Genomic DNA, 23347 nt, shown 5'->3' on the forward strand with positions numbered 1-23347 from the left:
ATCCCGCTGAATCTGATAGACCGCTATCGCCGGCAAGCCGGCTCCTACAGGGAGCGGGGGTTGCCCGGGATTGGTTTAGCCGTAGAAGTGCGGGCGATCCGGCAGGCTCACTTTCACAATCTGCTCACTGTTCTGCGCCTCGATGCACGCATCCGCCGCCACTGCCGCAGCAAAGCCATCCCATGCCGAAGGCCCGCCGACCTGTCCGGCGCGTACGCTGTCGATGAACGCCTGCAATTCCACGTCATAGGCACCGATAAACCGATCCTTCCAGTCCATCAGAATCGCGTTGGACAGCTTCGCCCCGCTGCGCAATTGCACCTGGGACGGCTCCGGCAGCTTGGCGATGCCAGTCTCCCCTACCACTTCGCACTGGATGTCGTAGCCGTACTGGCAGTTCACAAACACTTCCACATCGATGCGCGTGCCCTTGACGGTTTCCAGCAGCACGATCTGCGGGTCACGCAGGTGCGCCAACGCCTTGCTGGATTTGCGCGGGAACACCACTTGCACCGACACATAGTCGTCGTTGAGCAGCCAGCGCAACACATCCAGCTCGTGGATCAGGGTGTCGGTGATCGCCATGTCGGTCTTGTAGTTCTCGCCCACCGTCGGGTTGCGGTGCGCGCAGTGCAGCATCAGTGGCTCGCCGATCTGGCCGCTATCGATCACCGCTTTGAGGGCGCGATAGCCTTCGTCGTAGGGGCGCATGAAACCGACCTGCACCAGGCGTTTGCCGAAGGCCACTTCGGCATCGACGATCTTGCGGCAGCCTTCGGCGGTGACCGCCAGCGGTTTTTCGCAGAACACCGGCTTGCCGGCGGCGATGGCGGCGAGCACGAATTCTTCGTGGCTCGGCCCCCAGGAGGTGACGAGTACCGCTTCGACTTCCGGGGAGTTGATCAGCGCATGGCCGTCGGCGTACACCTCGGCGCTGATGTTCAAGTCAGCCACCACCTTGGCGGCCTGCTCCAGGTTGATGTCGGTCACCGCCACCACCTGGCTGTTGAGCAAGGTCTGGCTGCAACGACGGATATGGTCCCGGCCGATAGCGCCTGTACCGATGACACCGAGCTTCAAAGACATACAAACACTCCTCTTGTGATTAGTACTGCCGGGCCTTCGCCAGGTGTTCATTGAGTTTTTTCGCGGCGGCATTCGTGCGTTCGCTGGTGGAAACCTGCGCCACGCCCACTCGCCACCACGACAGGTAGCCGTGGATCATGGTCTTGGGCAGCACCTTGATATCGATCAGCGTCGAAACCGTTTGAGTACGCGCATCCGCCAGTGCTGCTTCGAGTTGCTCCACGCTGCTGACCTTGTAGGTCTTGCAGCCATAGGCGGCCGCGCTCATGGCAAAATCCACCGGCACCAGGCCGCCGTCGAGCTTGCCGCTCTCGGGGTTGCGGTAGCGGAATTCGGTGCCGAAGCTGTCCATGCCGTTGCCGATCTGCAGGTTGTTGATGCAGCCGAAGGCCATGTTATCGAGCAGCACCACGTTGATCTTGCGGCGCTCCTGGATCGAGGTGGCCAGCTCCGAATGCAGCATCATGTAGGAGCCGTCACCGACCAGGGCGTAGACCTCTTTGGTCGGTTCGGCGAGTTTCACGCCGAGGGCGGCGTTGATCTCGTAGCCCATGCACGAATAGCCGTACTCGACGTGGTAGGTGTTCACGCCCTTGCTGCGCCAGGCGCGCTGCAGGTCGCCGGGCAGGCTGCCGGCGGCGGCGACGATGATGGCGTCGTCGGCCAGGGTTTCATTCAATACACCCAGCACGCGGCTTTGGGTCAGGCACGAGCCGGTCAGCTCGATAAATTCACGCAGCACAGCGCGGTCCAGGTGGTCGTCGACCTCAGGCACAAAACCGGCGCCGGCATATTCGACCTGATGCACACGGTCCACTTCGGCCTCCAACTGCGCCTTGGCCTCGCTGACCTGCTCGCCCCAACCGGAACGGTAATCGCCGAGGGCATCCGCCAGTGCCTCCAAGGCGATCTGCGCGTCGGCCAACACCTGCACACCATCCAGTTTCAGGGCGTCGCAAGGGCTGATATTGAGGTTGAGAAACTTCACGTCTGCGTGCTTGAACAGCGATTTGGACGAGGTGGTGAAGTCGGTGTAACGCGTGCCGATACCAATGATCAGGTCCGCTTCGGGCGCCAGCAGATTCGCCGCCAGGCAGCCGGTTTCACCAATCCCGCCGACGTTCAGCGGATGGCTGGAAACCACGGCGCTCTTGCCCGCCTGGGTTTCCGCGAAGGGAATATCAAACCGCTCGGCAAAGGCTTGCAGCGCGGCATTGGCGCCGGAGTACTTCACCCCACCACCGCAGATGATCAGCGGCTTGCGCTTGCCGCGGAACGCCGCCAATGCATCACTGATCATCGCGGCGGTCGCCGGGCGACGGTCGATGCGGTGCACGCGTTTCTGCAGGAAATAATCCGGATAATCCCAGGCCTCGGCCTGCACGTCCTGGGGCAAGGCCAGGGTCACCGCGCCGGTCTCGGCCGGGTCGGTCAGCACGCGCATGGCGTGGATGGCGGCGGTCATCAACTGCTCGGGGCGGTTGATGCGGTCCCAGTATTTGCTGACCGAGCGGAAGGCATCGTTGGTGCTGATGCTCAAGTCATGGAACTGCTCGATCTGTTGCAGCACCGGGTCAGGCTGACGGCTGGCGTACACATCGCCGGGCAACAGCAACAACGGGATACGGTTGGCCGTGGCGGTCGCAGCGGCGGTGAGCATATTGGCGGCGCCAGGGCCGACGGAGGCCGTACACGCGTAGATCTTGCGGCGCAGGTGCTGCTTGGCGAAACCGATGGCAGCGTGGGCCATGCCCTGCTCGTTGCAGCCCTGGTGCACCACCAGGTCGCCGGCATCCTGTTCCAGGGCCTGGCCCAGGCCCAGCACATTGCCGTGGCCGAAAATCGTGAACACCCCGGCGACGAACTTGCTCTGCACGCCATCGACTTCGATGTATTGGTTGTCCAGGAACTTCACCAGGGCCTGGGCCATGGTCAGTCTTGTCGTGGTCATTTCGCGCCCCTTATCGTTTCTGCAGGTGGGCGATGCTTGCCCCCAACGCCTGCTGGATATCCGCCAATGCATGCACGCTCTCGGCAAACGGTTCGAATGACAAGTAGCCGCTGTAGCCGGTGCTGAGCAAGGTGTCGATCTGTGCGGCGTTACCCAGGATGTCGCCCTCGCCCACCAGAACGCGGTGGCCGTCGCGAATCGAACTGAGCGGCGCCTCGCTATCTTCCACGCCGGAGATATGCACCAGCCCGGTCAACTCCGGGAAAAACTCATGCTCGCTGGCCAGGTGATGGTGGAAGGTGTCATGCACCAGGCGGAACACATCCAGGCCGCCGATGGACTTGATCGCCTCCACCGCCACGCGCTTGCGGCGCAAGGCACATTCTTCAAAACCCAGGGGTTCGATGAAACCGAGTATCCCGTACTCGCGCAGGATCGGCGCCAACTCGCTCAAGGCCGTGCGCAACGCGGCCGCGCGCTGGGCTTCATTGCGCGTGTCGCCCGGCTCATTGAACGGGCACATCACCAGGCCCTGGGCGCCGCATTCACGGGCGTAGGTCGCCAGTGTGATCGCCTGGGCCCGGCGCTCGTCGTTCCACACATCAAAGGGGTACAGCGCGTTGATCGACAACACGGTGATGCCCTGCACCGCGCACAGTTCGCGCACGCGGCTGGCCGGGGTACCGAATTCGATCTGCTTGTCGGCCAGGTCATTGCGAATCTCGATCGCATCGCACTTGAGCGTTGCGGCCAGCTGAATGAAATCCGGCAGGGACAGGTTGGGAGCAACCATGCGGTTAAGGGCAAAACGTAGGGGCGACTTCATTGTTGTTGTTCTCCGTCCTAAACCGCTGATTAGAGGTCCAGCAGCCAGCTGTGCTGCGGGTCGTTGTGGAAGTGCCAGGCGCGTTTGGGGCCGGCCATGACATTGAGGTAATAGGACTCGTAGCCATACGGCACGCTGACCGGGTGATACCCCTTGGGCACCACCACCAGGTCGCTGTTTTCCACAGCCATGGCCTGGTCGATGCTGCGGTCGTCGGTGTAGACGCGCTGGAACACGAAGCCCTGGGGCGGGTTGATCTGGTGGTAGTAGGTTTCTTCCAGGAAGCTCTGGTGCGGCAGGTCGTCGGTATCGTGCTTGTGCGGCGGGTAGCTCGACGAATGCCCGGACGGCGTGCGCACTTCCACCACCAGCAGCGAATGGGCCGGCTCGCTGTCGGGCAGGATGTCGCACACGTAGCGGGTGTTGGCGCCCTTGCCACGTACGCTGCGCTTGCAGTTTTCGGGGCGGATCAGGCGTGGCGCGTAGCCCTCGCTGCCCGGCGCGGCGCACACGGCAATCTGCACGTCGCTCAAGGCCGTGACCTGGGCATCGGTGCCCGGTGGCAGGTAGGCGGCGAAGGGGGATTTTTCTTCAAAGACCGAATGGCGATCCCCGAGGTTCTGCCAGTTGAAGCCTTCGCCTTCGATGTTCACCCGGCCGCTGAGCAGCACCAGGCACAGTTCTTTATCACCGGCGCTGACCGGCAGGGTTTCCCCCAGGCTCAGGCGGTAGGCGGAAAAACCCACGTACTCCAGGCGCCCGGCTTCCAGGGCGACCATGATCTGGCCGCGTTTGCTGCTTTTGACCAACAAGCTCATCACTCAAGTCCTCTCGTTGAGAAGCGCGCGCAAGGTGTCATAGCCCTTTTTCGCGTAGATATAGCTGGGGGCTACCGCCGGGTCCTGCTCGGCTTCCACCACCAGCCAGCCCTCGTAGTGGGCAGCCAGCAGCACGTCGAGCAATTCGGCGAAGTCGATATCGCCATCGCCGGGCACGGTGAAAGTGCCGTTGACGATGCAGTCGGGGAAGCTCCACATCTGGTTACGCGCCAGTTGCACCACCGGTTTGCGCACGTCCTTGAAATGCACGTGGCAAATGCGGTCGATGTGTTTGCGCAGCACCTCGATCGGTTCGCCGCCGCCCATGTAGCAGTGACCCGAATCAAACAGCAGGCCGACTTCAGGACCGGTGCGGCGCATCAGTTGGTCGATGTCTTCCGGGGATTCGACATAAGCGCCCATGTGGTGGTGATACGCCAGGCGCACGCCCTGGGACAATGTGAAACGCGCCAGTTCAGTGAGCTTGTCGGCGTAGTCCTGCCAGGCTTGTTCGCTGTGAAAACGTGGGCGTTCGATCAGGCGAATGCGCGAGCCCTGGATCGAATCGGCCACCTCGCCGTAGACCAAAACCTTGGCGCCATTCTGCTTGAGCAACTCGACATGCCCGGCGATGGCCTCGATCTCCTCAGCCACCGAGCGCCTGGCCAGGCGGCTGGAGTACCAGCCGGAAACCAGCGCCAAATCATAAGGGCGCAATACGTCGCCGACGCCCTTGGCGTCCTTGGGGAACTTGCCGTTGAGTTCAAAGCCTTCGTAGCCGATTTCCTTGCCTTCGCTCAAGGCGGTGCTCAGGGGCGTTTCGCCGCCCAGGGCCGGCAGGTCGTCGTTGCTCCAGGAGATCGGGTTGATGCCAATTCGGATTGCGGGCATGGCTGCACCTTTTTGTTGTTGTCTGGTTTCATCTTCTGGCTGGCACCACCCCTGTAGGAGCCCGGCTTGCCGGCGATAGCGGTCTTGAAGGCCCCATCGCCGGCAAGCCGGGCGCCTACAGGGGGTGGTGTCAGTCTCTGGCGTGGCGCCAGGCGTTAATGAGCTGTTCGAAGGTGGCCTGGACTTGCTGGATCAAGGTCTCGTCATCGATCTCCCCCGCCATCCACGCCCGGCTTGGTTCCTGGAAGATCGTGCGGCCCACGGCAAAGCCTCGGCAGGTGGTGCTTTGGCTGGCCTGCTGGAAGCCGTCGGCGAGAAATTCCGCCGACGCATTCAGGCCCAACAACACCACGCCACGGCAGTACGGATCGCGCTCCTGGATCAGTTCGTCGAGCTTCTTCCAGTCCTCGGCCGATTGCGCCTCGATTTTCCACCACGCCGGGTAGATGCCCAGGTTGTACAGGCGCTTGAGGCTGCGATAGAGCACGTCCGGGTAGGTGGACGGATGATCCTTGGGCGGGATGACTTCCAGCAGCAGTTCATGGCCGCTGACAATCGACGCCTCATACACCGCCTTGAGTTGCGCCTCTTGCTCCAGGCGCAGCATCGGCTCGTCATCCGGGTGAAATTGCACCAGGCACTTGATGATTTGTTCCTGGGGCCAGGCGATCAGGTTGCTGCCCACTGAACGGCCATGTTCGAACGCCAAGGGGCGCGAGTTCTGCACTTCCACCGGGCGCGCTATCCACCAGCCACGGCCACTGGCGGCGTTGAGCGCGTCCTGGCCGAAGCGTTGGTCGGCGAGCAGGCCGACATCGGCTTCCACCCCTTGCTCGGCGAGTTTTTTCTCGACGCGTTCGATGGCCTGGATAAACAGTTGCTTGGCATCGCTGATGCGCGCCGGGTCCTGGCCGCCTTTTTGCGCCAGGTCCACCAGTTGCCAGCGGTGATCGAAGGCAAACACGAACAGCTGTTTCCAGGCCTTGCGCGGCACCGTCACGCGGTGCAGGCGTTGCAGGGTCACGTCCTGGTCCGGGCGGGTAATCGGCACCGGGCTGTTGAACAGGTACTCCAGCTCCGCCGGCGTCGGCATGGCCGGAGCGCAAGCGTGGCGTGAGACGACCAGGCCGCCACAGGCGTTGGCCAACTGGCTGCAACGCTCGTCACTCGCGTCGTTGATCCAGCCGCTGAGGAAGCCCGACATGAACGCATCGCCGGCGCCCAATACGTTGAGCACTTCAACCCGCACGCCGGGGTAAATAGCACCGTCTTCCAGCCGCACTGGAATAGCGCCGTGGATCACCGTGCAACCCTGCGGCCCGAGCTTGACCACCAAGGTCGCCGGGGTAAGTTCGCGCACCTTACGCAGGGCGGCGAGCAAGTCTTCACTGCCCCCCGCGATCAGGAATTCTTCTTCGGTGCCGACGATCAAATCGAAGCGCGGCAGGATGGTCTGCACGTGCTGGCTGACATTTTGATCGGCCACAAAGCGGGTTTCGCCATCGGCCTTGCCCGCCAGGCCCCACAGCACCGGGCGGTAGTCGATATCCAGCACACGCTTGACGTTGTGCTTGGCCGCGTAGTCCAGGGCCTGGATGCTGGCCTTGTACACGCCGTCGGTGGAGAAATGCGTGCCGGTGATCAGCAGCGCCTTGCTGGAGGCAATAAAGGCTTCGTTGATGTCTTCGGCGCGCAGGGCCATGTCGGCGCAGTTTTCGCGGTAGAACACCAGGGGGAAGGTTTCGCGGTCCTTGAGGCCGAGCAACACCAGGGCGGTTAGGCGTTCCGGGTCGACCTTGATGCCGCTGACGTCACAGCCTTCGCGGGCCAGGGACTCGACCAGGAAGCGCCCCATATGGTCGTCGCCGACGCGGCTCAACATCGCCGACTTGAGCCCCAGCCTGGCGGTGCCGAAGGCGATGTTGGCGGAGGACCCGCCGAGGTACTTGGCGAAGCTGGACACATCCTCAAGCCGCGCACCCACTTGCTGTGCATAGAGGTCGACGCCCAGGCGCCCGAGGCAAATCAGATCCAATTGACGCCCACTGGCAAAACGAGTCTGGCCCATGCTGGCTCCTGTTATTTTTATCAGCCTGCGTTGTGCCGACATGGCGACGGCAAACGCTCTTGGTGGGAGCAGACTAGAACGTCCGGCGACACCAATCAATATTTATTCCAGATATTTTTTCATTGGAATATTTTTTCCATTAAGCTTGTACAGAGCCAGTCCCACTACAGTGCATCGTTTCAGCAGGCCACGCCGGCCGTGATGCTGGGGTATTTTTTTGCGCCTACCCTGTAGACTTGCGCCACCCATCAGCGCAACAGACAACAACGCCAGAAGGATTGCCCATGTCCCGCACCGATCCCGAGACCACCCTGGAAGACTCTATCGCCAGCCCTCCGATCAATGCCGAGCGCCTGTTGCAGCTGATCACCGACGAATACGAGAGCCTGCCGCGCCAGCTAAAGCGCATCGCCAGCTACATGAGCCAGCAGAGCGACCGGATCATGGTTGACCGCATCAGCGACATCGCCCGCGAGTGCGAGGTGCACCCGTCGGCCATCGTGCGCTTCTCGCAACGCTTCGGGTTCAGTGGCTTCAGTGAGATGCAGGCGCTGTTTCGCGAGGCCTACACCCACAAGACCACGCCGGTGCAGAACTACCAGCAACGCATCCGCAGCATGATCGCCAACAAGTCGCAGAAGGCCAGCGGCGGCGACCTGGCGCGCGAATGCGTCAACGCGACCTTGTCCGGCATCGAGCGCCTGGGGCTGGAGCTGGATGATGTCGCGTTCGACAAAGCCGTGGACCTGGTGGTCAACGCCGACAATATCTACGTGGTCGGCGTGCGCCGCTCCTTTGCGGTCGCCGATTACCTGGTCTACAACCTGCAGCACACCAACAAGCGCATCCACCTGATTTCAGGCCTGGGCGGCAGCTACCGCGAGCAGATGCGCAGCGTGCGCGCCAATGACCTGGTGATTGCGATCAGCTTCACGCCGTATGGCAAGGAGACCCAGCACTGCCTGCGCATCGCCCAGCACCACCAGGCCAAGACCCTGATCATCACCGACAGCAACCTGTCGCCCCTGGCCAAGCGGGCGAACGCGGTGCTGTTGGTGAATGAAGGCTCGTCGTTTGCCTTCCGCTCGTTGAGCGCCACCCTGTGCCTGTGCCAGGCGTTGTTTATTGCGGTGGCGTACCGATTGGAGTTGAAGGTGGATGAGATTCATGAGCAGGTTGGGTTCGACGACTGAGCATCAACCGATAGGCCGCCGGAATCACAAACAGCGACAACAACGGTGCGGTGAGCATCCCGCCGATCATCGGCGCGGCGATGCGGCTCATCACTTCGCTGCCGGTGCCGCCGTCCAGCAGGATCGGCAACAGGCCCGCGATGATCACCGCCACCGTCATCGCCTTGGGCCGTACCCGCAGCACCGCGCCTTCGGTGATGGCGGCCAGCAGATCCCCATCCTTGCGATCAGCCCAGGCGTTTTTCAGGTACAGCAGCATGATCACGCCGAACTCCGCCGACACACCGGCCAGCGCGATAAACCCCACGCCCGTCGCCACCGACAAGTTGAAGCCCAGCCAGTAAAGCAACCACACCCCACCCGTCAGTGCGAACGGCAAAGTCGCCAGGATCAGCAGCGCTTCGTCCGCCCGGCGGAAGGTCATGTACAGCAGCACGAAGATGATCAGCAAAGTCGCCGGCACCACCAGTTTCAGGCGCTGATTGGCCCGTTCCAGGAATTCGAACTGCCCCGAATAGCTGAGGCTCATGCCCGGTTGGAGCTGCACCTGCTGGTTGATTGCCGCGCGCAGATCCTTCACCACCGATGCCAGGTCGCGGTCGCGCACGTCGATGTAGACCCAGCCGGAAGGCCGTGCGTTTTCGCTCTTGAGCATCGGCGGGCCGTCGCTCACCTTGACCTTGGCCACCGTGCCCAGGGTGATTTGACTGCCTGACGGCGTGTAGATCGGTAAACCTGCCAAGGCCGTCACCGAGTCGCGCCATTCCTTTGGATAGCGCAGGCTGATCGGGAAGCGCGCCAGGCCTTCCACGGTTTCGCCAATGGTTTCCCCGCCGATGGCACCCGACACAATCGACTGCACATCGGCGATGTTCAGTCCGTATTGCGCGGCCGCTGCCCGGTCGATATCCACGTCGATGTAACGCCCGCCGGTCAAGCGTTCGGCCAAGGCTGAACTGACGCCCGGCACGCCCTTGGCGACTTTTTCCACCGCCTGGGTCACTGCGTCGATCTGCATCAGGCTGGTACCGGCGACCTTCACGCCGACCGGGCTTTTCACGCCGGTGGCAAGCATGTCGATGCGGTTGCGGATCGGCGGGATCCAGATGTTGGTCAACCCCGGCACCTGCACCACGCGGTCGAGTTCCTTCACCAGTTTGTCCGGGGTCATACCGGGGCGCCATTGGTCACGGGGCTTGAACTCGATAGTGGTCTCGAACATTTCCAACGGGGCCGGGTCAGTGGCGGTTTCGGCGCGACCGGCCTTGCCGAACACGTGTGCGACTTCGGGTACGGTCTTGATCAGCCGGTCGGTGCGTTGCAGCAACTCACCCGCCGTTTGCGTCGACAGCCCCGGCAGTGCCGAGGGCATGTACAGCAAGTCCCCTTCGTCCAGCGGCGGCAAAAATTCACCGCCCAGTTTCGAGATCGGCCACACCGCACTGGCGACCACCAGCAACGCTACCACCAGGGTCAGGCGCGGCCGACGCAGCACCGCCTCCAGTGCAGGCTGGTAGAGCTTGATCAGGCCGCGATTGAGCGGGTTACGCTGCTCATCCGGAATGCGCCCGCGAATCCAGTAGCCCATCAGCACCGGGATCAAGGTCACCGACAACCCGGCGGCGGCCGCCATGGCGTAGGTCTTGGTGTAGGCCAGCGGGCCGAACAAGCGACCTTCCTGGGCCTGCAAAGTGAACACCGGAATGAACGACAAGGTGATGATCAACAGGCAGAAAAACAGCGCCGGGCCGACCTCGACCGCCGCGTCGGTCATCACCTGCCAGTGGTCTTCACCCTTGAGTTCACGACCCGGATTGGCGTGGTGCCAGGCTTCGATTTTCTTGTGGGCGTTTTCGATCATCACCACTGCCGCGTCGACCATCGCGCCGATGGCAATCGCGATGCCGCCCAGGGACATGATGTTGGCGTTGATGCCCTGGAAGCGCATGACGATAAACGCGATCAACACCCCCACCGGCAGCGAGATGATCGCCACCAGGGACGAACGCAGGTGCCACAGGAAAATCCCGCAGACCAGCGCCACCACCACGAACTCTTCCAGCAGCTTGTGGCTGAGGTTGTCCACGGCGCGGTCGATGAGTTTGCTGCGGTCGTAGGTGGTGACGATCTCCACGCCGGGCGGCAGGCTGCTTTTCAGTTGTTCCAGCTTGGTCTTGACCGCAGCGATGGCTTCACGGGCATTCTTGCCACTGCGCAGGATCACTACACCGCCCACCGCCTCGCCTTCGCCGTCCAGCTCGCTGACGCCCCGACGCAGGTCTGGCCCCAGTTGAACGGTTGCCACATCACCGAGGGTGACAGGCACGCTGTTGGCGTCCAGCCGCAAGGGAATCCCGCGAAAATCCTGCAGTGACTTGAGGTAGCCGGACGCCCGCACCATGTACTCGGACTCGCCCATGTTCAGCACCGAGCCGCCGGTTTCCTGGTTGGCTTTGCCGATGGCCTCCACGACCTGTGCCTGGGTAATGCCGCGATTGGCCAGGGCCAGCGGATCGAGCTGCACCTGGTACTGCTTGACCTGGCCACCGATGGTCGCGACTTCGGCCACATTGGGCAGGGTCTTGAGTTCGAACTTGAGGAACCAGTCCTGCAAGGCGCGCAACTGCGCCAGGTCATGCTGGCCGCTGCGGTCCACCAGTGCGTACTGGTAGATCCAGCCGACGCCAGTGGCGTCCGGACCCAACGCTGGCTTGGCCGATACGGGCAAGCGCGCCTGCAACTGGCTGAGGTATTCCAGCACCCGCGAACGCGCCCAATACAGGTCGGTGCCTTCGTCGAACAGCACATAGACGTAGCTGTCGCCGAAAAAGGAAAACCCGCGCACGGTCTTGGCGCCCGGCACCGAAAGCATGGTGGTGGTCATCGGGTAGGTGACCTGGTTTTCCACGATCTGCGGCGCCTGGCCGGGATACGGCGTGCGGATGATCACCTGCACATCGGAGAGGTCCGGCAGTGCGTCGACCGGCGTGTTTTGCACCGCCCAGACGCCCCAGGCCGTGACAAACAACGTCGCGAGCACTACCAGAAAACGGTTGGCGACTGACCAACGAATCAATAAGGCGATCATGGTTGGATAATCCCGCGCAAACTGGCTTCAGAATCCAGCAGGAATTGACCGGACGCGACCACCTGCTGGCCTTCCTGCAAACCGCTGCGGATCACCGTCATCTCCTGGCTTTCAGCGCCGACCTCGACGTCCACCGGGCGGTAATGCCCGCCCTCCTCGGCCAGCATCACCAACGTGCGTTTACCGGTACGGATCAACGCTTCGCTGGGCACCTGCAACACGGATTGCGCGGAGGATTGCGCCAGACGCACTTGGGCCGTCATGCCGGGGCGCAAGGTGCCATCGGCATTGGGCAGTTCAACGCGAACCTGCACGGTACGGCTGTCGCCGGCGATCGTCGGCAGAATGGCACTGACGGCGCCCTTGACGACTTGCCCCGGCAGCCCGACAAAGCGGCTTTCCACCGCCTGCCCCACAGCCAGGGCCGCACCTTGAGATTGCGGCACAGCAACCTGCAACCACAGGCGATCCAGGCCATTGATGCGCGCCAGGCTCTGCCCCGCCGCCATCGTCATGCCTTCGCGCACGTCGAGGGTTTGCACCACGCCGCCGATGGGGCTGGCGACGGTCAATACCGATTGCACACGGCCGCTTCGCTCCATCTGCGCGATCAACCCGGCGGGCATACCGCTAAGGCGCAAACGCTGGCGCGCAGCCGCCAACAGCGGCGCATCCGCGCTACGGCGCAAGGCCAGGAACTCTTCCTGGGCCGCCGCCCATTCGGGTACCAACAGGTCAGCCAGAGGCGCGCCAGCCTTGAGTACATCCCCTGGCGCGCGGTCATACACGCGCTCGACAAAGCCGCCCGCCCGCGCCTGTACCACGGCGACGTCACGCTCGTTGAAGGCGAGGATGCCAGACAGCTCCAGCGCGGACGCCAACACGCCTCGCGTGACCGTTGCCAGGCGCACACCGAGGTTCTGCGCCACACGGGGGTCGATCTGCACAGCGGCGCTGTCTGCAGCGCCTTCGGCATAACGCGGCACCAACTGCATGTCCATGAAAGGCGACTTGCCGGGTTTGTCGAATTTCTGCTGCGGGTACATGGGGTCATACCAGTACAGCGCCGGTTTGTCGGCCATGGCCGCGACGGGCGCTGGTGCCTGCGCCAGCCAGTAACCGGCGCCCAGGCCGCCGCCCAACAACGCCACCGCGAGGAGTCGATTAATCATGGGAGGCTTCTCCGTAGGCGAAATACAGCTGCGCGCCAACCAAGGCACGTTGCTCGAGGGCATCGATCTGTTTGAAACGCGCTTCGACCAGCTCACGTCGGGCGCCGACCAGATTGAGCAAGTCACCCTTGCCAGCGCGATAACCGGCCAAGCTCAGCGCGACCTTCTCTTCAGCCAGGGGCACCAGGCTGTCCTGGCTGCGCTGCACGGCGCGGTCCAGACGCTGGTATTGCGCGAGGTCATCATCCCGTTGCTGGGTGTGTTCGCGGGTGACCGCTTCGCGCTCGGCATCCAGTTGATCCAGCTCGGCTTGCTTGGCGGCGATCCCGGGGTTTTGCCGGCGACCGGGGAAGATCGGCAGGTCGAAACTCAATTGCAGGCTGACCATATCGCCGTATTCACGGCCACGGTGCTGGTAGTCCACTTCCCAACTCCAGTCCGAAGTCTTTTGCGCCTTGGCTTCGCGCAACCGCGCTTCGGCCTCGCGGGTGCGCGGCGCAAAGGCTTGCAGTTCAGGGTGTTGATGCAGGTTGTAACGCCCGTCGATGGGCCAGTTGGGCAACTGGCCGCTGGGTGCTTCATTGGCGGCTGGGCCGATCCAGCGCTTGAGCGCCGCGCGGGCCTGGGCGCGTTGCTGGACCAGTTCATCTTCGCGTCCGGCCAGCTCGGCGGCTTCCTGTCGTGGTATCACCGCATCCGAGGGCTGGCCGCGACCACCGGCCAATTGCGCACGCACGCTGTCTTGCAGCAGGCGGTTCTGCTGGTAGAAGTCCTTGAACAAGGCCTCCTTGCGTTCCACCGCATAGGCACGGATCCAGGCCTGGGCAGTGGCCTGGCGCACGTTCAGGCGCTCGATCCGACCTTCGGCGGCGGTGCGCTCCACCGTGGCATCGGCCAGCTCGATACGCGCCTTGCGCTTGTCGCGGCTGGGCACCTGCTGTTGGATACCGATCATTTGTTCAGTCATGTCATCGCCATACAACGTGCCGCGATTGGGCCCACCGATGGGGAAGTTCTGCAGGCCAACCACCAGCTTCGGGTCGGGCAGTTCGCCCGCCGGGATCGCCGCCTGGGTCGCGGCTTGCAACTTGGCCGACTCAGCAGCGAGCGACGGTGCGTTGTTCTGCGCCAGGCGCAGGGCGTCGTCCAGGGTCAGCGCACTCGCCCACGCCGGCCACGCCAGCACGCCCACCACCAGGGCGCGCATGTAGAAGGGATTCATGTTGAAGATTCCTGTTCCGTTGCGCTGCGCGCCGCGTTACGCGGCCCACAGCAAAGCCATCCCGGTCAGGGGATGCGTCTTGAGGTGCAACAGGAATCAGGAACGGGGTGGGCGCCAGACGCCGGACGGCGTGCGGTCCGGGATGAAATCCGAAGAGGCGCTGACGAGCAGCGGATGCGCCAGGGTCAACGGCGCCTTGAGCACCGGCAAGGAAAGTTGCAGCAAGCCGCCAGTCTTGCACTCCTGGCCGGGTTTGCAGGCCTTGCCGTGATCGACGCCGTCCTGGCAGCAGTCAGGGTTCATGTCGGTCATCACCTGCATGTCCGACATCTTCATCGGGCAGGGTTCGGTGCTCGACGGCACACCCGCCATCCCGGTCAGGGGAAGCGTTAGGCTCAACAGCAGGACCAGGACTAAACGCAAAAGGCGGCTCATGGGGCGCGAGTCTAGCCAAGCGCGGGTTAAGCCGCTATTAACAATTGCGTGAGAACTCGGCCGTGATAGCGGATCTGGGCCAGGGTCAACGCGGTGTAGCCGATGATCACCGCCGGCGGCAAGCTCACGCCGTGACAGAACTTGCCCAGAGGCTGCAGCGTCAACCCGGCTTCGGCGGCATGGTTGCAGAAATCGCCTTCTTCGACATCGGCCGGCAACCACAACACAAAATGCAACCCTGCCTGCTGGCCACTGACCGCGCAGCGCCCGCCCAGGCATTCCAGCAACGCATCGCGACGGGCCTGGTACGCCTGGCGCGAGGCGCGCAAGTGACGCACGAAGGCGCCACTGCGCAAGAACTCGACCAACCCCAATTGATCAGTGGCCCCCACCGAATGCCCGGTGAGCTGCAAGGTGCGCAACAGCCCGCGACGCAACGCCTTGGGCACCACCATGAAGCCCACGCGCAAACCGGGGAACAGGTTCTTGTTGAAGCTGCCGCAGTAGATCACCCGGTCGCCTGAATCCAGGGATTTGAGCGCAGCCAGCGGTGCGGTGTTGTAGTTGTACTCACTGTCGTAGTCGTCTTCGACCACCCAGGCGTCGGCGCGGGCTGCCCAGTCCAGCAGCGCCAGGCGACGGGACACCGACAGCGTCATGCCCAGCGGCGCCTGGTGCGCCGGGGTGACGTAGGCCAAGCGGGCGACCTCGGGGAGTTGGGCGGTGTCCAGGCCTTCAGCCGTGACGGGAATGCCCTGCACGTTCGCGCCAGCCATCGCGAACAAGCGCCGCGCCGGCAGATAGCCGGGGTCTTCGACACACGCCGTGTCGCCCGGTTGCAGCAGGCTGCGCGCGATCAGGTCGAGGGCATGGCGAATACCGGTGGTGACGATCACTTCATCGGCCTCGCATTGCAGGCCGCGATAGCTGCGCAGGTAGTCCGCAATCTGCGCGCGCAATTCGAGCAAGCCGGCCGGATGCGCCGCTTCCAGCACGCCCGGGCCTGCCGTCAATAAGCCACGGGAAATGCAACGGGCCCAGGTCTTCAGATCGAACAGGCTGGCATCCGGGCGGCGTGCAACGAAAGGTACATGGCTCTGCACACCGGCCTCCGGCTGATCCGGCTGCACGGCGCGGCGCGGGGCTTCCCTGGCCAATGGCGCCGCAATGAATTGCTCGGGGATCACCGCGCACACCCGTGTGCCGGAGCCGGCCACGCGCTGCACATAGCCTTCGCTGTGCAGGCGGTCGAACGCTGCTTCCAGCGTGCCACGGGACACACGCCAGCGCTCGGCAAGGCTGCGCGTGGAAGGCAAGCGGCTGCCCGCCGGCAACTGACGGTTCAGGATCGCCCCGCGCAAGGCGTCGTAGGCGCCCTGCTGCTTGCCCGCGTCCAGCGTATTGGGGCGCGGCAGGTCGAGGGCGGCGGCGGTTTTTCCTCGGCTCATAGTGGTCCTATCGATGCAGGCATAAATGGCCCAGAGGATTAAACCACAACCCCGTTAGAGTCGGGGCTCTACTCTCTGCATCGAGGCCTCACATGACTCAACGCGCCCTCTCCACCGGGTTCTGGCTGGTGCTGCTGACCGTGCTCATCGCCTTGCCACGCGTGACCTTGGACATGCACCTGCCAGCCCTGCCCGCCATGGCCGACGCCTTCCAGACCAGCGACAGCCAGCTGCAACTGACCCTGACGCTGTACGCCCTCGGCTCGGCGATTTCGCTACTGGTCAGTGGTCCGCTCACCGACCGCTTCGGTCGTCGTCCAGTGTTGCTGGCCGGGTTGTTTCTGTATGTCCTCGCCACGGCAGCTTGCGCCCTGGCGGACAACATCGCCGTGTTGATCATCGCCCGACTGTTCCAGGCCTTGGGTGGCTGTTGCACCACCGTGATCGGCCGTGTGATCGTGCGCGATTATTTCGACCGCAACGAGCAAGCACGCCTGCTTGGGCTGATCTCCATGGCCATGGCAATTTCGCCCATGGCCGCGCCGGTACTGGGTAGCCTGATGCTGCCGTTCATCCACTGGCGCGGGCTGTTCGTGCTGCTGGGCGTGATCGGAGCTGTGCTGTGCCTGGTGGTGTATCGCCGTCTGCCTGAAACCCGCCCGGCGGAAGTCGCCGCCGCCCCGCCGCGTGGGCTGCTGCGCATTTACGGCCAACTGCTGCGTGACCGCTACTTCCTGCGTTACTCCGTGGCGATCGGTTGCGTGTACAGCACCTATTTTCCGTTTATCAGCGAGTCATCGGCGTTGCTGCAACGGGGGTTTCATCTGTCCGCGACTGCTTACGCACTGGTATTCGCAGCAACCATCAGCGGCTACATGCTGGGCGCGAACCTGTTTCGTCGGCTGGTGCGGCGCTTCGAGGCAGACCGTTTGATCGTCGCCGGTATAGGCGTGAACGTGCTGGGCAGTGGGATTCTCGCGCTGGCGACCGTCGCGCTGCCGGGGGAATGGCTGGCGATTGTGCTGCCAATGGTGCTGATCATGGTGTCGGTAGGGATGGTGATTCCGGCCTGTCAGCTGTCGGTGCTGCAGCCTTACGGTGCAATCGCGGGAACGGCATCCGGGCTGTTCTTTTTCACCCAGATGTTCCTGACGGCTGTAAGCAGTTGGGCGACCGGGCTGTTGTCCGATGGCACGTCGGCACCGTTGGTGATGATTACGGCACTGGCCAGTGTGTTGCTGGGGACTAGCTGGCTGGCCTTGCAGCAAAAAGCCGCGCCTGTTGCTCAGGCGCGGCTCGGGTAACGCAACAATCAGTGCATGAAGATCGCGATCAGGATGATCACCGGAATAGGCACACCGAGGAACCAAAGCAGTAATGAGCGCATGATGTTCTCCTTGAATTAACGTACGAAGTGTTCGGTTTCGACATACACCACGGCATCGCGACGGCGACCGCCAAAGGTGGCTGCGAAGCTGGCGAAGAACGCACCGATCAACAGCGCGACAAAGGTCCACAGCGAGGTATACGCAGCGACTTTTGCAGCGGTGTCAGCGGCTTGCTTGGTTTTGAGCTTGGCGTCTTCAACGGCTTTACGGGCATCGCCATAGACCTTGTCGATACGCGCCTCGGCGTCCGCCTGGCTGAGGTTGGTGCGCTGGCTGATCAACTGGGCCAGGTAGGCACGGTCTTCAGGGGCCAGTTGGCCATCGTTGCTCAGGGTGCGGGTAAAGATGCGGGCAACCACGCCATGGGCGGCGTCATCACTGACGGCAACCGGGCGATCATCACGGAACAGGCTGTCGACGTAATAGTCGAAATCGCCACCGTTGACGCCCTTGGCTGCACTGCCAGCGGCTTGAGTGATACCGCTGGCCGCGCCGGCAGCAACACTGGCACCGGCTTTTACCCCACCGCTGACGACACTGCTCACTGAACCGACCACCAGTACCGCAGTAATCAGCGTGGCCACAGCCCAAGCCAGGAAACCATGGGCCGTGTCGCGGAAGTACACCTCGTCGCCGTGCATATTCGCCCACTTCACCCGCAACCGGCCGGCGATATAACCGCCCAGCCCGGACGCGACGATCTGGGTAAACGCCAGCCAGACAATCGTGGAAATGCCAAGCCCCTTGGCACTGATACCACTGTCAGCCCACGGCGATACCGCCGAAAAGCCCAGGCCGAAGCCCAGCAGCACCAGGATCAGGGATAATGCGGCCGCAGCGGCCGCCCCAGCAAAAATCGCCCCCCAGGAGACCCCGGAGAGCGCGCTCGACTCTTGCAGCGTGGATGAAGATGTGATCATTGTTGTTGTGCTCCAAGGCAGAAAAATAGTGTTACAAGTCTCAAAAGGGACAGTGCAGGCACCATGCCAGTCGCCACAAAAATAAATATCTATATATTTCAACAAGTTAAATAACTTGAACTTCCTAGGACCATGCAAGTTGCAAGAAACGGCAGTGGCAGGCGGGCTTTATGCATTCCCGAAGATCAATGTGGCGGTTTTGCCAACATGAAGTTTTATTTAGGAAGCGTTCAGCCATTTCTTGGCAAAATGCCCGTACTTCTGTAGGCGCCGGCTTGCCGGCGAATGCGGTCTTCCAGTGTGAAAGGTAATCCCATGACCCGTATTTTGACCATCGAGGATGACGCCGTAACGGCCCGCGAGATCGTCGCCGAGCTGAGTAGCCATGGACTGGACGTAGACTGGGTAGACAACGGCCGCGAAGGCCTGGTCCGCGCCGTGAGCGGGGACTACGACTTGATCACCCTTGACCGCATGCTGCCGGAACTCGATGGCCTCGCCATCGTCACGACACTGCGCACCATTGGCGTCTCCACGCCGATCCTGATGATCAGCGCCCTCTCCGACGTAGACGAACGCGTGCGCGGCCTGCGCGCCGGTGGTGACGATTACCTCACCAAGCCGTTCGCCTCGGACGAGATGGCCGCCCGCGTTGAAGTGCTGCTACGGCGCAAAAGCACGGTCAAGGAATTCGAAACCGCCCTGCGCGTCGCCGACCTGGAACTGAACCTGATCAGCCGCGAAGCCAGCCGCGCCGAACAACCCCTGAGCCTGTTGCCCACCGAATACAAGCTGCTCGAATTCCTGATGCGCAACACCGGGCAGATCCTGTCACGCATGATGATCTTCGAGGAGGTCTGGGGTTATCACTTCGACCCGGGCACCAACCTGATCGACGTGCATATCGGTCGCCTGCGCAAGAAGATCGACCCACCGGGCCTCACGCCGCTGATCCGCACGGTACGAGGTTCCGGTTATGTCATTGCTGAACCCCTCTAAAGGCTGGCGCTCCTCCAGCAGTCGCCTGCTGGCGTTGTACAGTTCGCTGTTCGTGGCCTGGAGCTGCATCCTCATGGGGGTGCTGTATTACGAGGTGTCCGGGTACCTGGGCGACCTGTCGCGCCATTCCCTGATGCAGCGCCAGCATTTGTTCCAGCGCTTCGACGGCGAGGAACTGGTGGAAGCCCTGACCACCAGCATGACCTTCGACATGAAGGGCGTGGACGCCTACGGGCTGTTCGATGAGCAATTCCAGCCCCTCAGCGGGCCGATCCGCGCGATTCCGCCGGATCTGCCCCTGGACGGCAAGATCCACGCCCTGGCCAATTGCGTGGAGTCCAACGACCCCAAACTGCCCAAGGACAGCTGCGACGCAGTGGCCACCCACACCGACGACGGCCGCTGGCTGGTGCTGGTGCGGGCCAACGGATCGTTGTTCGGCGTAACCCGCATCATCTGGCACGCATTGCTGTGGGCGCTGTCCCTGACGATTATCCCCGGCGCCGCCGGCTGGCACTTGTTGCGCCGCCGTCCGTTGCGACGCATCCGTGGGATCCAGGCGAGTGCCGAAGCCATCGTGGCCGGCGACCTCACCCACCGCCTGCCGCTGTCCAATCGGCGTGACGAACTGGACATGCTCGCCGCCATCGTCAACGCCATGCTCGACCGCATCGAAAAGCTGATGAACGAGGTCAAGGGCGTGTGCGACAACATCGCCCACGACCTGCGCACCCCGTTGACTCGCCTGCGTGCACAGCTGTACCGCATCCGGCAGGAGGCCGAGGCAGAGTCGGACTATGCGGTGAAACTGGACGACGCGATTGCCGAAACCGACACCTTGATGGCGCGCTTTCGCGGGCTGCTGCGCATCTCCGAACTGGAAGACCACCAGCGTCGATCAGGCTTTTTGGTGATGGACCCGTTGCCGCTGTTGCGCGAACTGCACGATTTCTACCTGCCCCTGGCCGAAGAAGGCGAACTGCAACTGCGGCTCGAAACTCCGGAATCCCTGCCGTGGATCACCGGCGACCGCGCCCTGTTGTTCGAAGCCCTGTCCAACCTGCTGAGCAATTCGATCAAGTTCTCCCCGCCGGGCGGCGAGGTAATTCTGCGTGGGGTCAATGACGCTGGCAGCACACGCATTGAAGTGCACGACTCCGGACCGGGCATCCCGGCGGCGGAACGTGACGCGGTGTTCCAACGTTTCTATCGCGTGGATGAGAGCGACCAGCAAGGCGGGTTCGGCTTGGGCTTGTCGATTGTGGCGGCAATCATCAACCTGCACGGGTTCAAACTCGAGGTGGGCAGCAGCGAGCAAGGCGGTGCCCGCCTGACCCTCGAATGCCGCCAACAACTCATGCCCGAATAACACAAACACTCAACCCACTGTAGGAGCCGGCTTGCCGGCGATAGCGGTGTATCAGTCGCTGGAAATATTGACAGATCTACCGCGATCGCCGGCAAGCCGGCTCCTACAGTGGACGCAGGTCAGCCTGGGAAATTGGCGCGCAACGCCTCAAGCCCACCGCTGTAGACACCGGCAAACAGCTCCTCTACCGCTGCATCCGTAGTCCCCGTCGCCGGCGTGAACACACCCGACCAGGTCACTTTCGCCGACGTTTCGGTCAAGGCCTCAACCTGCAATGTTGCCAGGTAGGCACTCACCGGAAACGGTGACTGCTCGATGGTGTAGCTGTAGGTGCGCCCAACGTTATCAAAGCTCTGCAACCGCTCCACCACCACGCCACCGTCGGCGGTCTGTAGGTGACGCACGCGGCCGCCATCGCTTGGCTCGCTTTTGACAATGAACGGCAGCCAGTCCGGCAGGCTGTTGAAGCCGCCGACCAATTGCCAGACCTGATCGGCCGAGACCGGGATTTCAATCACAGAAGACGCTGTTGCCACGTTAATTACTCCAGAAAATAGAAAACAATTCAGATGGCCATGCTGTCGACCACACCACCGTCGACCCGCAACGCGGCACCGGTGGTGGCAGATGACAGGGGTGAAGCAATGTACGCCACCAGGTTGGCGACTTCATCCACATTCGCCGCGCGCTGGATGATCGACGTCGGCCGCGCATTACGCACAAACACATCCGCCTCATCCCGCGCACTGCGCCCGGATTTTTGTGTCGCGTCCTTGAGCATCTGCTCCAGACCGTCGGTAAAGGTCGGGCCCGGCAGCACGGCGTTGACCGTTACACCGGTGCCGGCCAGGCGCTTGGCCAAGCCATGGGACACCGCCAAATTGGCGCTCTTGGTCACGCCGTAATTGATCATGTCCGCCGGTGTCGCCACGCCGGACTCCGACGACAGGAAGATCACCCGCCCCCAGCCCTGCCCGACCATGCCTGGCACGTAATGCCGCGCCAGGCGTACACCGGAGATCACATTGACCTCATAAAAACGTGTCCATTCGCTGTCCGGGGCCTCGAAGAAATCTACGTCGTTGAAGATGCCCAGGTTGTTGACCAGGATGTCGGCACGCGGTTCGGCGGCGAACAGTTTTTCTGCGCCTTCGGCCGTGCCAAGGTCAGCCACCAGCCCACGCAGGTCAGCGCCGGGGACAGCCTGGCGGATGCTCGCCAGTGCGTCATCGACCTTGCCGGCTTCACGCCCGATTACCACCACAGTAGCGCCGGATGCCGCGAGTGCCTGGCTGATGCCCAGGCCTATGCCAGCCGTGCTGCCGCTGACGATAGCCACTTTGCCGCTTACATCGATTTTCATGGTTGAAACTCCTGAAGTTAAAGCGGCAGTGGTGCGCGATCCGAAATCAATCGGGCATCGCGCAGGGCCTGCCAGAAGGCTGCCGGGATCTTCTCTGACAACGCCGCGACGTCTTCGGCAATCCTGCCCGGACGGCTGGCACCGGGAATCACCGCCGCCACGGCCGGATGGGCCAGGGAGAATTGCAGCGCGGCGGCTTTTACACTCACGCCAAACGCCTGGGCAATCGCCTTGATCTGCTCGACCTTGCTGATGATCGCCGGGCTGGCTTTCTGGTATTCGAAGTGTTCGCCACCGGCAAGGATGCCGGAGCTGTAGGGCCCACCGACGACGATCTCGACGTTCTGTGCCAGGGCCGCATCCATCAAGCGTTGCAGGGCGCGGTCGTGGTCCAGCAAAGTGTAGCGGCCGGCCAGCAAAAAGCCGTCGGGTTGCGCTTCGCTCAGGTCCAGGGTCAGCTCGCACGGCTCGACGCGGTTCACACCCAGGCCCCAGGCTTTGATCACGCCCTCTTCACGCAGGCGGGTGAGTACTTTGAAGGCACCGGTGCGGGCCTGGTTGAAGTAATCCAACCACTGGTCGCCGTAGAAGTCCTGGGCGATGTCATGGATCCACACGATGTCGAGGCGATCGGTTTTCAGGCGGGCCAGGCTGTCTTCAATCGAGCGCATCGTCGCGTCGGCGCTGTAGTCGTTGACCATCTTGTTCGGGCGACCGTGTTCGAACACGCCGCTTTTTTCGCCGAGGTCACGGGGGCTTGCTTCGATTTCGTCGAGAATCACCCGGCCGACCTTGGTGCTGAGCACGAAGTCATCGCGGTTGTACTGCGACAGGGCTTGGCCCAGGCGGATTTCCGACAGGCCCGAGCCATAGAACGGCGCGGTATCGAAATAGCGCACGCCGGCGTTCCAGGCGGCTTCTACGGTGGCTTGGGCTTCTTCTTCGGGAATCGCACGGAACATATTGCCCAGGGGTGCGGTGCCAAAGCCCAGAACGCCGGGCAGTTTGTCTTTCAAGCTCATGGTTGGATCCTCAATCGGTTCGGGGTCGTCGTGACCGTTGAGCAGATCCTAGGTTGCCAAGATCGGACCGTCCAAGACATACTGCGAC

At 62.8% G+C, this 23347-nt stretch carries 19 protein-coding genes; 4 read left to right on the top strand and 15 right to left on the bottom strand.

Going from position 1 to position 23347, the window contains the following annotated elements; genetic code table 11:
• Positions 1-75 precede the first annotated feature (75 nt).
• The 6 genes from iolG to AC0IYN_RS28220 form a co-directional block, all read right to left on the bottom strand.
• Positions 76-1086, bottom strand: a complete 1011-nt coding sequence (iolG, locus tag AC0IYN_RS28195; protein WP_406599679.1) for a bifunctional inositol 2-dehydrogenase/D-chiro-inositol 1-dehydrogenase — start codon at positions 1084-1086, stop codon at positions 76-78.
• A gap of 19 nt (positions 1087-1105) precedes the next feature.
• Positions 1106-3037: a 3D-(3,5/4)-trihydroxycyclohexane-1,2-dione acylhydrolase (decyclizing) gene (gene iolD / locus AC0IYN_RS28200; RefSeq protein ID WP_471844334.1), complete on the bottom strand. Its 1932-nt coding sequence runs from the start codon at positions 3035-3037 to the stop codon at positions 1106-1108.
• A 10-nt stretch (positions 3038-3047) separates the two neighbouring features.
• A complete protein-coding gene (locus tag AC0IYN_RS28205) occupies positions 3048-3863 on the bottom strand; it encodes a TIM barrel protein (protein WP_471844336.1) in 816 nt (271 codons plus the stop codon).
• 29 nt (positions 3864-3892) lie between these two features.
• Complete coding sequence (gene iolB / locus AC0IYN_RS28210; protein ID WP_471844338.1) at positions 3893-4681, bottom strand: 5-deoxy-glucuronate isomerase; 789 nt, start codon at positions 4679-4681, stop codon at positions 3893-3895.
• A gap of 3 nt (positions 4682-4684) precedes the next feature.
• A complete protein-coding gene (gene iolE / locus AC0IYN_RS28215) occupies positions 4685-5572 on the bottom strand; it encodes a myo-inosose-2 dehydratase (RefSeq protein ID WP_406599683.1) in 888 nt (295 codons plus the stop codon).
• A 130-nt stretch (positions 5573-5702) separates the two neighbouring features.
• Positions 5703-7640, bottom strand: a complete 1938-nt coding sequence (locus AC0IYN_RS28220) for a bifunctional 5-dehydro-2-deoxygluconokinase/5-dehydro-2-deoxyphosphogluconate aldolase (RefSeq protein WP_457248970.1) — start codon at positions 7638-7640, stop codon at positions 5703-5705.
• A gap of 284 nt (positions 7641-7924) precedes the next feature.
• Here AC0IYN_RS28220 and AC0IYN_RS28225 point away from each other — a divergent pair, with 284 nt between their 5' ends.
• Positions 7925-8833 carry a MurR/RpiR family transcriptional regulator gene (locus AC0IYN_RS28225; protein WP_012723775.1) on the top strand — a complete coding sequence of 303 codons (909 nt, stop codon included), beginning with the start codon at positions 7925-7927 and terminating at the stop codon, positions 8831-8833.
• Here AC0IYN_RS28225 and AC0IYN_RS28230 read toward each other — a convergent pair.
• From AC0IYN_RS28230 to pdxR, 5 genes are all read right to left on the bottom strand, one after another.
• On the bottom strand, positions 8763-11921 hold the full coding sequence (locus tag AC0IYN_RS28230) for an efflux RND transporter permease subunit (RefSeq protein WP_471844341.1): 3159 nt from the start codon (positions 11919-11921) through the stop codon (positions 8763-8765). The two genes, AC0IYN_RS28225 and AC0IYN_RS28230, sit on opposite strands and share 71 nt — an antisense overlap.
• Positions 11918-13093 carry an efflux RND transporter periplasmic adaptor subunit gene (locus AC0IYN_RS28235; protein ID WP_471844343.1) on the bottom strand — a complete coding sequence of 392 codons (1176 nt, stop codon included), beginning with the start codon at positions 13091-13093 and terminating at the stop codon, positions 11918-11920. The genes AC0IYN_RS28230 and AC0IYN_RS28235 overlap by 4 nt, the downstream gene beginning before the upstream one ends.
• Positions 13086-14315, bottom strand: a complete 1230-nt coding sequence (locus AC0IYN_RS28240; protein ID WP_471844345.1) for a TolC family protein — start codon at positions 14313-14315, stop codon at positions 13086-13088. Before AC0IYN_RS28240 ends, AC0IYN_RS28235 begins: the two co-directional genes overlap by 8 nt.
• A gap of 96 nt (positions 14316-14411) precedes the next feature.
• Positions 14412-14750 (bottom strand): hypothetical protein, encoded by a 339-nt coding sequence (locus AC0IYN_RS28245; protein WP_016975572.1) that lies wholly within the window; start codon positions 14748-14750, stop codon positions 14412-14414.
• A 26-nt stretch (positions 14751-14776) separates the two neighbouring features.
• On the bottom strand, positions 14777-16198 hold the full coding sequence (pdxR, locus tag AC0IYN_RS28250; protein ID WP_471844347.1) for a MocR-like pyridoxine biosynthesis transcription factor PdxR: 1422 nt from the start codon (positions 16196-16198) through the stop codon (positions 14777-14779).
• 92 nt (positions 16199-16290) lie between these two features.
• On the opposite strand from pdxR, the gene AC0IYN_RS28255 reads away from it, so the two are divergent.
• Positions 16291-17502: a multidrug effflux MFS transporter gene (locus AC0IYN_RS28255; protein ID WP_471844349.1), complete on the top strand. Its 1212-nt coding sequence runs from the start codon at positions 16291-16293 to the stop codon at positions 17500-17502.
• Positions 17503-17600: 98 nt separating this feature from the next.
• Here AC0IYN_RS28255 and AC0IYN_RS28260 read toward each other — a convergent pair whose 3' ends face one another.
• Positions 17601-18506 carry a hypothetical protein gene (locus tag AC0IYN_RS28260; protein WP_471844351.1) on the bottom strand — a complete coding sequence of 302 codons (906 nt, stop codon included), beginning with the start codon at positions 18504-18506 and terminating at the stop codon, positions 17601-17603.
• Positions 18507-18821: 315 nt separating this feature from the next.
• Between AC0IYN_RS28260 and AC0IYN_RS28265 the strand changes: the two genes are divergently transcribed.
• Entirely contained in the window at positions 18822-19505 is a 684-nt protein-coding gene (locus AC0IYN_RS28265) for a response regulator transcription factor (protein WP_003219726.1), read from the top strand.
• On the top strand, positions 19483-20874 hold the full coding sequence (locus tag AC0IYN_RS28270; RefSeq protein WP_406599303.1) for a sensor histidine kinase: 1392 nt from the start codon (positions 19483-19485) through the stop codon (positions 20872-20874). The genes AC0IYN_RS28265 and AC0IYN_RS28270 overlap by 23 nt, the downstream gene beginning before the upstream one ends.
• A 119-nt stretch (positions 20875-20993) precedes the next feature.
• Here AC0IYN_RS28270 and AC0IYN_RS28275 read toward each other — a convergent pair whose 3' ends face one another.
• The 3 genes from AC0IYN_RS28275 to AC0IYN_RS28285 are packed head-to-tail and all read right to left on the bottom strand — an operon-like array spanning position 20994 to position 23259.
• Entirely contained in the window at positions 20994-21410 is a 417-nt protein-coding gene (locus AC0IYN_RS28275) for an SRPBCC family protein (protein WP_406599302.1), read from the bottom strand.
• Positions 21411-21439: 29 nt separating this feature from the next.
• Positions 21440-22237 (bottom strand): SDR family NAD(P)-dependent oxidoreductase, encoded by a 798-nt coding sequence (locus AC0IYN_RS28280; protein ID WP_099493446.1) that lies wholly within the window; start codon positions 22235-22237, stop codon positions 21440-21442.
• 17 nt (positions 22238-22254) lie between these two features.
• Positions 22255-23259, bottom strand: a complete 1005-nt coding sequence (locus AC0IYN_RS28285; protein ID WP_406599301.1) for an aldo/keto reductase — start codon at positions 23257-23259, stop codon at positions 22255-22257.
• Positions 23260-23347: the final 88 nt, after the last annotated feature.

Source organism: Pseudomonas sp. AC112 (assembly GCF_979253545.1).